At 58.0% G+C, this 10771-nt stretch carries 12 protein-coding genes; 9 read left to right on the top strand and 3 right to left on the bottom strand.

All coding sequences use genetic code 11. The annotated features are described in order from the left end of the window. Window positions 1–101 precede the first annotated feature (101 nt). From QQJ86_RS14785 to QQJ86_RS14775, 3 genes are all read right to left on the bottom strand, one after another. A complete protein-coding gene (locus tag QQJ86_RS14785; protein WP_284321739.1) occupies window positions 102–2120 on the bottom strand; it encodes a PAS domain S-box protein in 2019 nt (672 codons plus the stop codon). Window positions 2121–2128: 8 nt separating this feature from the next. Beyond that, window positions 2129–2881 (bottom strand): response regulator, encoded by a 753-nt coding sequence (locus tag QQJ86_RS14780; protein WP_284321738.1) that lies wholly within the window; start codon window positions 2879–2881, stop codon window positions 2129–2131. 156 nt (window positions 2882–3037) lie between these two features. Beyond that, window positions 3038–3475, bottom strand: coding sequence for a universal stress protein (locus QQJ86_RS14775; RefSeq protein WP_284321737.1), 438 nt, complete (start codon window positions 3473–3475; stop codon window positions 3038–3040). A gap of 188 nt (window positions 3476–3663) precedes the next feature. Between QQJ86_RS14775 and QQJ86_RS14770 the strand changes: the two genes are divergently transcribed. The 9 genes from QQJ86_RS14770 to QQJ86_RS14730 all read left to right on the top strand — a co-directional run bounded on the left by QQJ86_RS14770 (window position 3664) and on the right by QQJ86_RS14730 (window position 10412). Continuing rightward, complete coding sequence (locus tag QQJ86_RS14770; protein ID WP_284321736.1) at window positions 3664–3933, top strand: hypothetical protein; 270 nt, start codon at window positions 3664–3666, stop codon at window positions 3931–3933. 247 nt (window positions 3934–4180) lie between these two features. Next, window positions 4181–5008 carry a hypothetical protein gene (locus QQJ86_RS14765; protein ID WP_284321735.1) on the top strand — a complete coding sequence of 276 codons (828 nt, stop codon included), beginning with the start codon at window positions 4181–4183 and terminating at the stop codon, window positions 5006–5008. Window positions 5009–5174: 166 nt separating this feature from the next. Continuing rightward, window positions 5175–5510: a hypothetical protein gene (locus QQJ86_RS14760; RefSeq protein WP_284321734.1), complete on the top strand. Its 336-nt coding sequence runs from the start codon at window positions 5175–5177 to the stop codon at window positions 5508–5510. A 285-nt stretch (window positions 5511–5795) separates the two neighbouring features. Then, window positions 5796–6953, top strand: coding sequence for a phosphatase domain-containing putative toxin (locus QQJ86_RS14755; protein WP_284321732.1), 1158 nt, complete (start codon window positions 5796–5798; stop codon window positions 6951–6953). A gap of 27 nt (window positions 6954–6980) precedes the next feature. After that, a complete protein-coding gene (locus QQJ86_RS14750; protein ID WP_284321731.1) occupies window positions 6981–7391 on the top strand; it encodes a hypothetical protein in 411 nt (136 codons plus the stop codon). Between the two features lie 22 nt (window positions 7392–7413). Continuing rightward, a complete protein-coding gene (locus QQJ86_RS14745; protein ID WP_284321730.1) occupies window positions 7414–8055 on the top strand; it encodes a MarR family transcriptional regulator in 642 nt (213 codons plus the stop codon). Window positions 8056–8171: 116 nt separating this feature from the next. Then, window positions 8172–8615, top strand: a complete 444-nt coding sequence (locus tag QQJ86_RS14740; RefSeq protein ID WP_284321729.1) for an ATP/GTP-binding protein — start codon at window positions 8172–8174, stop codon at window positions 8613–8615. Further along, complete coding sequence (locus tag QQJ86_RS14735) at window positions 8612–9022, top strand: roadblock/LC7 domain-containing protein (RefSeq protein WP_284321728.1); 411 nt, start codon at window positions 8612–8614, stop codon at window positions 9020–9022. Before QQJ86_RS14740 ends, QQJ86_RS14735 begins: the two co-directional genes overlap by 4 nt. Before the next feature lie 298 nt (window positions 9023–9320). Next, window positions 9321–10412, top strand: coding sequence for a right-handed parallel beta-helix repeat-containing protein (locus QQJ86_RS14730; RefSeq protein WP_284321727.1), 1092 nt, complete (start codon window positions 9321–9323; stop codon window positions 10410–10412). The last annotated feature ends 359 nt before the right edge of the window (window positions 10413–10771 follow it).

Genomic DNA, 10771 nt, shown 5'->3' with positions numbered 1-10771 from the left:
GGACTCGCCCTCGCTCGTTACAGAACGGTGGATAGTTTTACTCTCCACCGCTGGCCCATGAGGCCTTATTTAGCGCGGGGGCGAGTCCATGTAATTACGCGTTACGTACCTTCCCGATCCAGCACCCTGCGTATTGCCCCGCCCAACTGCTCTCGCCGATACGGTTTGCGCAGCAGTTCGAATTTGCCGAAGGCATGCGGATCGATATCCAGCGAGGCATATTCATAGCCGGATGTGAATAGCACCGGCAGATGCGGATGTTGTTCGCGTGCCTTCGCGGCCAGCTCGAAGCCGGTCATATCGCCGCCTAGTACGACGTCAGTGAAGAGCAGATCGATGTTCGTCTGCGTCGATAGCAGTTCCAGTGCAGTTGCCGCGTCGGCAGCTTCGTACGGCACATAGCCGAGCGTGCGCAAAAAGGCCATGGCAACACGCCGCACTTCTGCCTCGTCCTCCACCACCAGCACGGTTTCGTGGCCTTTGCGGGACAACGATGTCTGCGGTTCATCGTCCGACGCAGCGACAGCCACCGGCAAATACAGCTCCACGCGCGTACCTCGGTCCACTTGGCTGTCGATGTTCATGTGCCCGCCGGATTGCTTCACGAAGCCGTACACCATGCTAAGACCCAAGCCGCTGCCTTTGCCGGGGCCTTTGGTGGTGAAAAATGGTTCCAGTACGTGCGCAAGAATCTCCGGCCGCATACCGGCACCCGTGTCGGTCACGGCGAACATCACGTATGAACCTGGTGCCAGCCGCGTATCAGACTCACTGTTTGGCACATGGTGCGCGCGGGCCGTGATGGAAAGCCTGCCGCCGCGCGGCATGGCATCGCGTGCATTCAAGGCAAGATTGAGCAGCGCCGCTTCGAGTTCGCCTGGGTCGGCGTATACAGCCGGTACATCGTTGGTGCATTCGGCGGTTACAGTGATGCGCTCACCGAGCGTACGGCCCAGCATGTCGCTGAGATCGGCTAGCAGTTGCACGGTACGCACGGCGCGCGGCAACAGATGTTGGCGCCGCGAGAACGCAAGCAATTTGCGTGTGAGCGCGGCGCCGCGATCGACGGCGCGCGAGGCACTTTCCAGCGTTTCGCGCGTAGCGGGATCTTCGGGCGCATCAGCTTCCAGCAGCTGCAGGTTGCCCGAGATAACGGTGAGCAGATTGTTGAAATCGTGCGCAATGCCGCCGGTGAGCTGGCCCAGCGCATCCAGCCGTTGCGCATGCGCCAATTGTTCTTCGCTACGCCCGCGCTGGATAGCCGCGGCCAAAATGTTCGCCACGGATTGCAGGAATTGCAGCCGATCGCGATCGAAGCTGCCGTGTTCGTGCGAGAGCCCGAGCAGCAGTCCCATAGGCCCGCGTCGATCAAGCAGTGGCACGATGGCGGCATCGGCGAAGTCGTTGGCGAGGGCGGGGCAGACATCGCGAAGGCTGGCTATCGTGGTGTCTTGTGCATCCGCTTTGCCGGCGGCATGGCTTGCCATCGCCTGCAGTTCGACATGGCCCGGCACACTGGACAGCGCTTGTTCTGATAGCCCAATAGATGCAGGTACGCGCATGCTGAGGTTGTGCGGATCGATCAGCATGATCGCGGCTGCCGGAATGCCGAGTGTGGCCGTGATGAGGTCTGGCACCTCGCCGATGGCTTTCTCATCGTGCGTGGCTTCCAGCAAGCGCCGACTGATCTGCGCCGCTGCAGCGTCGAAGCGTGCGCGCTCCAAGGCCTGGCGCGCGCGTTGCGTTTCGGAGATATCGCGTATCGACGCGGCATAGAGTGTGCCGACAGATGCCTCTACCGGGCTCAAGCCGATTTCCACCGGAAACGATTGTCCGTCGGCACGCACCCCGGTCAGTTCGTAACCTGCACCCATCGGGCGCACGCGTGGGTTGGACATGTAATGCGTACGATGTGCGATATGCGCTTGCCGCACGGCAGTCGGCAGCAGCATTTCCACTGGCATACCGGTGAGTGCGCCGTTGCCATAGCCGAACAGATCCTCAGCGTGGGAATTGGCCAGCACGATCGTGCCGCGTATATCCACCACGATCATCGCATCCGGCGCGGTTTCGAACAGCGAACGGAACAGGCTGGCGTCGGGTGCCTGCTTGGAGAACATGTCCTCGCTCATAAGCGGAGCACGTTCGGCGAGAACAAGTAGCCCACGCCGCGTATCGACTTGATGCGCTGCGGATTGGCTGGATCGGCTTCGATCTTGCGGCGCAGGCGGCCAATCTGCACGTCGATCGAGCGATCGAACGGCCCGGCGTCACGGCCATGGATATGCGTCATCAGCTGGTCGCGAGTAAGCACCTGGCTGGCGTGTTCCACGAATATGCGCAGCAGTGCAAACTCGCCGCTGGTCAGCGCAATGGATTCGCCCTGCGGACCAAACAGGCTGTGCGAGGATGCATCGAGCACGTAATCGTCGAACGTGAACCGTTTCGATTCTATCGATGCAGCCATCTTGGCTGGCGCTGGCGAGACACGGCGCAGCACGCTGCGCACACGCGCCAGCAGTTCGCGCAGGTCGAACGGTTTGGTGACGTAATCATCCGCCCCCAACTCTAGTCCCACCACGCGATCCACCGATTCGCCGCGGCCAGTCACGATGATCACCGGGCCATGCCAGTGCTCCCGCAAGTGGCGTGTGAGGCTTAAGCCATCTTCACCGGGCAGCCCCAGGTCAAGCATCACCAGGTCGACCGGCTCGCTCTCGATCACGCGGCGCATCTGCGCCCCGTCTCCAGACGTACTGACCCGGAAGCCATGCGAACCGAAATAGCGGCTGAGGATCTTTGCGATTTCCGCGTCGTCATCGACCACCAGAATGTGCGCCTGCCCGGGAGAGGAAGGAGTGGGGCTGGAAGATATGGCCATCCGAACATCGGTCCCTGTATGCGCACAGTACTGCGACTTTGGCCGAAGGATACGCCTCGGGCTAGTGCATTGCAGCACGTATCCGCTGCGTTAAATCGCCTCAATCAGCACCATGTTCCACAATCCCAAGATTGCCATGTATGCATTTGGGGTTGATCAACGGCAGACCAGCACAGGTACCGGCGACTTCAGCATGACCTTGTGCACTTCGCTGCCCATCAACAGGCGTGCCAGACCTTCCCAACTGTGTGAAGCCATAACGATGAGATCGCATGCGCGTTCCGTCGCGGTCTTCAGGATGGCCTGGTAAGGCTGTTCACCAAACAGCAGCACGCGGTCAAACGGCACGCCCGCCTCGGAGGCGATGGCGTGGGCATCTTCCAGGTAACGCTCGGCCAAGCGAGCGGCTTCCTTGGCGTAATCGAACTGCATCGCCGCCATCATTTCGGCGACGTAGGCGATGGTTTGCGCCGGCGGTATCGCGTGCAGTGCAATCACACTGGCGCCGCAAGCCTTGGCCAGGTCAACGCCTAGCCGGACTGCCCTCAATGACAATTCCGAGCCATCGGTGGGAAGAAGGATCTGCTTGAACATGGTGCCCCCGGAAGCAAGCGTTGGGAGGATCGAACAGACATGCGGTGGGATAAAGGATGTTCGCGTCGCATCAACGGCATCTTGAGCCAGGTCAACTCGGCGAGACGCTTGCGGCCTATTGATCCGGGTCAATACGGCAATGGCGCGGCCCGCAACAATGCCATTTGGTGACAGCTTGGGAATAGGTTGTGGTGGTGTTCGACGATGTCGTTGATTTCCATATCGTGCTTGCCCAATTCGCTTCGATCGAACATGCGAACTGGTTGATTTACGCCAAGCCGGCTTCGCGCTGCCTGGCTGTACATGGTGACTTGGCTTCTGCCATGGCTCACGCCCTGCAGATGGCGGAGTACCGCATCAGTGCGGGCAAGGCCGCGCAGATTCATGTGAAGAAGGAAGACGGTAAATCTTGGCAGACTGTCTGGTGCTCAGAGGGCTGTGCGCCTAAATATGCATGACCCTTTCATGGCCTTCTATCCCTCTCGGCCGATTTGACCCCCGTGACCGCCATGCGACGCACATGCAGCACGTGCGAGGCTGATGGATGGCTCTCTGCAACCATCTCAAGGGATGAGCGGGTGTTGAGGCAAAGTACCGTATCCCTGAGCAAGGCTCTATGATCTGGCCTGGGTAAGCGCGTAGGTTGGGGGGGCAAATACCAACCTACGGCCTGCTAGCAGGAAGGGGAATTCAAGGAGGGGATCTATGTTCGGTAGCACGGTTCTTGAAGTTGCCGTAGGCATGATCGTTTGCTTCGGCTCGGTTGCGCTGATTGCTAGCAGTGTCCAGGAGGCTGTGGCCTCTGTGTTCCGGCTACGTGCCAGAACGCTGCTGGTAGGCGTCAAGCAGCTTTTGAACGGTCATCTATTGGTGCTGGATATCTACAACCATGCACTCGTCAATCCTCGTAGTGATGGTTGTGCGACAAGCGTCGATAAGCTTTCCATGCGAATGGCGCCGTCTTACATCAAGCCATTGGACTTCGCACGCGCCATGGTGGATACCCTGCAAAAGGGGCAGGTGGCGTTCGCCAACTTGCGGCCTGTGCTCGAAGGTATTTCAGATGCGCAGATTCGCACCTGCCTTTGCAGTATGTACGACCATGCGGCAGGCAACGCGGCAGCGTTCGAACAGCAGATCGCTCAATGGTTCGACTCTGCCATGGAAAGAATCTCTGGTGCGTACAAGCGGCAGGCCCAATTTTGGGCGTTTGTCATTGCGCTTGCACTGACAGTTGCCTTCAACATCGATGCCAGTCACGTGTTGACGAAGCTGTGGGCAATGTCTGCCACCGGTATGTTGCACCTGCCTGTTCCACCGCCAGGCGCGAATGTTCACGATAGCTTGTCGATGCTCGATCAGTTACCAATTGGATGGGGCGGACCGCCTGGTCGTTTCATGGAACTGGTCTACATGATTCCAGGTTGGGTGATTACCGCCAGTTCTTCGCTCTTTGGTGCGCCGTTCTGGTTTGGACTGCTGGGGAAAGTCACCAATCTTCGTGGGGCGGGGGAGAGGCCTGCTTCTGTCTGATTTCTGAAAATCGCCATGGCGAGTCCAAACCTGAGGTTTTCGTCGTAGGGGTGCGAACGTTATGTGCAAGGTGTGGCACGTCATGAAGGTGAGCTTGAGATGACGTTCTTATGACTCGCCAATGTGCATGCTTTGGCTGATGTTTTCCAACAACCTGGAGGTCGCCATGAATATCCATTCCAAGCTACTGATGACCATGCTCGGTGCGTTTGTCGTGTGCGGGACCAGCATGGCGCAATACGCTCCAGTCAGCAGCTCTTCTACCCCGCCATCGGGGGCAATGGGCGGGATGCAAGGCAAAGGCGAAATGATGCAGATGCATCACGGCGTGCAAGGTATGCATCGGATGCCGGCCACGGTCACGTCGGTGGATACGAAGACCGGCATCGTGGAGGCGGACGCCGAGGGCATGAGCCTCAAGCTGCACTTTCCGCCAGCGTCGGTCGCTGATTTGAAGACGGGTGACAAGATTACGTTGCACCTGGGCTTTAGTAAGCCGTGATCGCTCCTGCAAACGGCAGTAGTTCTGCGTACGACGCTTTGTAGGCTGGAATGCAATTCCGGCCTACGCTGGCGGCTCGCCAGCTCAACAAACGCATAAATCCATCACTACCTGCGCGCTTAAACGAGCTATCCAAACGGGACAGTATGGATGTGTGGTGTCCTTTTTTGACTTCAAACTGGGCCTGACCAAACCTACTCAACTTATACCTGCTACGACATGATTTGACGGAGGCCGTTGCTTCACTGGTGATTCGAAGAACACCAGCAGCCTGGAGAGAAGGCCTTGTTGGTCGTAAATCAAGTCGAAGTTCGGCACGCAGATCAAGCCGTACTGCACCAGATCACGTTGAGTGTGGATGATCCTGGTTTGCTGTTCCTGGTTGGCGGTGGTGGATCGGGCAAGTCTTCGCTGTTGCATGCGATGGCTGGTCAGAACAGTGGGTTGTGGGTGAGTGGGTGGATTTCATGGCAGGGCTTGCCTTTGTCGTCCGCACCCGTAGCGATCGTCAAGCTTGAACAGAATGCCAAGATGGACGGCCAGACGTCTATTCCATTTGACGTCCTGGATTTGTGGCTGCGCAATGCCGGTCACGGCGATGCGAGCGTGCTGATAACTGCGCAGGTCGAGACGTGGCCACGCGCGATTCGCCGTTATTTCGCGGTCATGCGACAGCTGCATGAGCCCGCTGACATCTATCTGCTGGACGAGCCGACCGCAGGCCTCGAAGACGGCATGGCCATGGTGGTTCGTCAACGGATCAAGACCTTGGCGAACAACGCATGTGTCGTGGTCGCTACGCACAACCGACTTGATTGTCTGGAAGCGGGTGGGCAAACCGTGCTGCTGGCCGGCGGCACGGTTCAAGAGTGCAACGACAGTCGGCAATTCTTCTCGAACCCGGGTACGCAAGCAGGTCGTATTTACGTCGAAACGGGGAACTGTAATCTGCCAATGCGCATACGCAGCGCGCGCCCCGATGATGACGTTTGGTGGCTGATCCCTGGATTGCTTTGCGGTATGAGCCGGCCCGGCATGATGGCCGCTGCGCCGAAGCAATTTCGCCACTTGTCGGACAAGGGCATCCACGTGCTGATTTGCACTGAGGAAAGGTGCATCTATTCCGCCAGGGAGCCTAGCGAGTTCGGTCTTCAGGCTTATCACTTCCCGATTCCTGATCTGGCGCCGCCGAATTTTGGACAAGCCTCGGACATCTGCCGCATAGCAGAGGCGGCGATTGCCCGTCGTCGTGGTGTAGCGGTCCACTGCCGTGGCGGCCTGGGCCGCACCGGGACCGTGTTGGCGTCCGTGCTTGTCTGGCTTGGGGATGATCCGGACGGAGCGATCGAAAAAGTTCGTTCCGCGCGCCCCATGGCTATTCAATCAGGCGCACAAGAGAACTTTGTGCACGACTTTGCTCGACGTATCAGTGAGTGGCACTGATTTCATTCAAAAACAGAGGAAAATGTAATGTCACTAGATAAAGCTTTGGCGGCAGCGCAAGGCGATATTCCCGATTGCGTGGCAGTGGGTTACGTGGACATGGCGAGCGGGTTCCTGCTCGGCGTGAAGACCGTGGACTCGCATCCTGGCGAAATCCTCGACTTGGTTGCCGCCGCGACGGGCGATCTGTTCCAGGGCAAGAATGTGACGGAAATCGAGCGCCTGTTCGACAAGTCCCGCGGCATCACCAACCGCGCGGCTGGCTCGCATTACTTCAATGAGATCGTGGTGTTCAGCACCAACCTGATCCACGTCTTCCTGCGCTCCAAGAAGAACCCGGACCATGTGGCGGTGTTCGTCACGCGCATATCGGCCAACATCGGCATGGTGCTGGCGCGTTCGCGTATCAGCATGACCGCCTTGGAGACGACGGTCTAATTGACGTCGTAGTCGGATTGTTATGGACGTCCAAACGCGACCTCTGAGCATCGCTTGCCCGAACTTCGGTATCGAAGAGAAGGGGGCGCTTCGATCCATTCTTGGTTTGCTGAAGCCCTATCTCGGGCATCCATGGGTGGTGAGCGACGCGGGGCCCTTCGACGTTTGCTTTGTCAACGTGGACAATCCTGATGACGCCGCCACAACCCTGGATGTTGCATCCAGGGTTGTGCGATGCGCGTTGCGCCCCAAGCAACATCCGAAAGGAACCATCCATCGTCCACTGCGCCCGCATGAAGTGCTCGCTGTGCTGAGCGACGTGACGAAACAGCTGAAAGGTAGTGAAAGTGACGACCGACCTCACCAGGGTGGTCACTGGGGGTTTCGCTTGCGCGGATGGCCACTTGATTTTGCGAAATGGCCAAAGCCTTGGTGGCGCGTCCTGGCGTGCATTGCGCGGGAAACGCACTCGATCGCGCAGATCGCCGAGCGCACCGGGCTACCCGCCAAGTATGTCGAAGCATGCATTGAGCGGTTATTGGCTGCTCAGCTAGTGGAGCGGTTGGCTTGCACGCCTGCAGGCGTAGCAGCCGGCTCCAGCTTGAAACAAAAATGGTCCGCGCTGGCCTCTCGCTTCCTGGAAAAATTCGGGCTCGCTCGATGAACGAGATTTACAAGATTGTGTTTATGGGCGCCCCGGGTTCCGGCAAGACGACGTGCATTGCGTCATTGAGTGAGGTCCCACCTATTTCGACCGACGTGCCATGCACGGACGATTTGATGGCGATGAAGGACACCACGACCGTCGCGCTTGATTATGGCGAGCTTCGCCTGGACGGCGACAACGGGCGGTTGCTCTTGTACGGGCTGCCGGGGCAATCGCGCTTCAGCTACATGTTCGAGGTGGTTCGCACTGGATTGTTTGGGGCGATTCTGCTGGTGGACGCGAGCAGCGAGGATGCGATTGACGGACTTTCGGAAACGCTCGAAACCTATCGCGATGATTTGAAGGCCATTCCCATCGTGGTGGCGATCAACAAAAGCGATGGATCTTCCCATGCCTTGGGTCTTCGTTGTCAGCAGGAACTGCATGCCCATGGCTTGGTGGCGCCGGTGATGACGCTGGATGCAAGACGTCGCGAAGATGTCGTGCAGGTCTTTGAAGTATTGCTGACCCTGCTCGAATTTGGATTTGATCACGTCAAGATGGGAAGGACGGCATGAGCAGCGTATTACTCACTCAGCAGCAATGTCACCGTGCGCTGGACACATTGTTGCGCCGTTGCGATGGTATTGAGGCTGCCATGTTTGCACTGCGCGATGGACGGTCTTACGCCGAGCGATGCAGATCGACGCTATCGATCAACAAGTTCGCTGCCATGAGCAGTTCGTTGGTGGCACTTTCCAATAGCGTGTTGCGGGAAATTGCCGCGGATACGCTCAGCTATTTGTTGATCGAGGGAGAGGGGCACAAGCTCGTTCTTTGCAAGGTGACTGGCAGCAAGAGCGCGCTGATTCTTTCGATTATGGCCAAGCACGAGATAAACCTCGGCCTGGTGCTGGGGCTCGCCAAAATGTGCGTCAAAGAGGTCGTTGAGGCTGAATTGAGTGCTTCGGCGGCGGCGCAATAGCCTGAAATCACGGGTGCTCGGCGCCGCGCCGCCCCTGCCTTGCCCCTTCACATAAACCGCACCCGCGAGCAAATTCTTCACGTCGTCAACAGGTCGCGTGCACGCAGATTTCATTTTTTGCGAACAAAAACATCATTTCACATTTGCGGTTTCACGAGTGAATGACGCATCTTAGCGCCGCTGTTGACAAATAAACGGGGTTTTCCACGTGAAAAGTAGTTCGACGCCGAAAGGCGTGCAGGGGGGCTTTATGTTTAAAAAATGCAAATTTAACTTTGTGGCACGCAACAAGCTCTTGATGGCCATCGCTGCATCGGTGGCACTTTCCGCCGTGGCGCTGCCGGCGTCCGCAACCAACTGGTGGAATCCGACACCGACCGTGACGATCGGCTCCACCGTTCTCAATGTCATGAACTTTGGCGCCACGGGCAACGGCGTGACGGACGATACCGCCGCGTTCCAGGCTGCCATCAATGCCTTGCCGTCTTCCGGCGGCACCATCTCGGTGCCGGCCGGCAACTACATGATCAATGCGCTCAAGGCCATCAATCTGCGTTCGCACGTGCGCCTGTCGATGGATAGCGCGGCATATCTGAAGGCGATTCCAAACAGCTCCGATCGCTACTGGGTGATCAAAGCGTGGAACGTGAACAACGTCGAGATCGCCGGCGGCAACGTCGTCGGTGAGCGTACGCAGCACCAGGGCACGTACGGCCAATGGGGTTACTGCATCAATATCTCTGGCGCAACCGACGTCTACGTACACGACATCTCGCTTTCCAATTCCTGGGGTGACGGCATACTGGTCGGCGCAACCGGTTCGGGCAGCACGGCGGTGCTCTCGTACAGCGTGACGCTGAATAACGTTAAGTCCAACAACAATCGCCGTCAGGGTCTGACGATTGCGCCGGCTACGCAGGTCTACGTGGTGAACGGCAGCTTCACCGGCTCCAACGGGATTTCTCCGCAGGCGGGCATCGATATCGAGCCGCAGACGCAGGGCACCGTACAGCAGGTGCGCTTGGAAGCCACCACGCTGTCGAACAACGTCGGCAATGGTCTGGAAGTTCACAACAATGTGTCGGATCTGACGTTGAACAACGTCACTGCCATGAACAACCAGGGCTTTGGTGTGTACACGGGCGGCCCGAATGGCGTGGTGATCACCAACAGCAACCTCAGCCAGAACTATCTATTCGGCGTGAGCATCTCCAGCACCACCAACAACGTGCAAATCACGGGCAACACCATCGAGTGGAACTACGATCTGTGGTTCTACCAGCACAACGAGTCGATCTTTACGGAAGGTTGGGATCCGCGCGATATCACGGTCGCAAGCACGGCAACGAACGTGTCGCAGTCGAGCAACACGATTTCGCCGATGAAGTGATTTGACAACGTGGTGGTAGCAAGTTGGCGCCTTCTTCCTTCGGGGAGAAGGCGTTCTTGTTATGTGCCTTGAAGTTCGCCTTGCCGCGCGGTCGTCATTCCCGCTTTCGCGGGAATGACGACCATAAGGCAACAACAAAGACTTTCTTAGCAACCTACTATTCGCGTTTCATTGTTGCGTCGCGATCTGAGGCGTCTGCCGTAGTTCGTAGGCTGGGATGGCAATCCCAGCATCGCGTTATATGTGTGGATGGCAATGCTGGGATTGCATCCCAGCCTATGTATGGACTCGCCCCCTTCGTCAACCGCTTTTTTCATCCCCGAATGCCGGCTGCATCTATGTATGAGGCCTCACCAAGG

This window comes from Dyella acidisoli, from assembly GCF_030160295.1.
Taxonomy (GTDB): domain Bacteria; phylum Pseudomonadota; class Gammaproteobacteria; order Xanthomonadales; family Rhodanobacteraceae; genus Dyella_B; species Dyella_B acidisoli.
This window is presented reverse-complemented; position numbering and strand designations above follow the sequence as displayed.

Coding starts and splice junctions, on each gene's coding strand:
- QQJ86_RS14750 (WP_284321731.1), top strand. CDS start 6,981: ATGTCACTAGATAAAGCTTTGGCGGCAGCGCAAGGCGATATTCCCGAT.
- QQJ86_RS14780 (WP_284321738.1), bottom strand. CDS start 2,881: ATGGCCATATCTTCCAGCCCCACTCCTTCCTCTCCCGGGCAGGCGCAC.
- QQJ86_RS14760 (WP_284321734.1), top strand. CDS start 5,175: ATGAATATCCATTCCAAGCTACTGATGACCATGCTCGGTGCGTTTGTC.
- QQJ86_RS14785 (WP_284321739.1), bottom strand. CDS start 2,120: ATGTTCTCCAAGCAGGCACCCGACGCCAGCCTGTTCCGTTCGCTGTTC.
- QQJ86_RS14730 (WP_284321727.1), top strand. CDS start 9,321: ATGGCCATCGCTGCATCGGTGGCACTTTCCGCCGTGGCGCTGCCGGCG.
- QQJ86_RS14735 (WP_284321728.1), top strand. CDS start 8,612: ATGAGCAGCGTATTACTCACTCAGCAGCAATGTCACCGTGCGCTGGAC.
- QQJ86_RS14765 (WP_284321735.1), top strand. CDS start 4,181: ATGTTCGGTAGCACGGTTCTTGAAGTTGCCGTAGGCATGATCGTTTGC.
- QQJ86_RS14775 (WP_284321737.1), bottom strand. CDS start 3,475: ATGTTCAAGCAGATCCTTCTTCCCACCGATGGCTCGGAATTGTCATTG.
- QQJ86_RS14740 (WP_284321729.1), top strand. CDS start 8,172: ATGGCGATGAAGGACACCACGACCGTCGCGCTTGATTATGGCGAGCTT.
- QQJ86_RS14745 (WP_284321730.1), top strand. CDS start 7,414: ATGGACGTCCAAACGCGACCTCTGAGCATCGCTTGCCCGAACTTCGGT.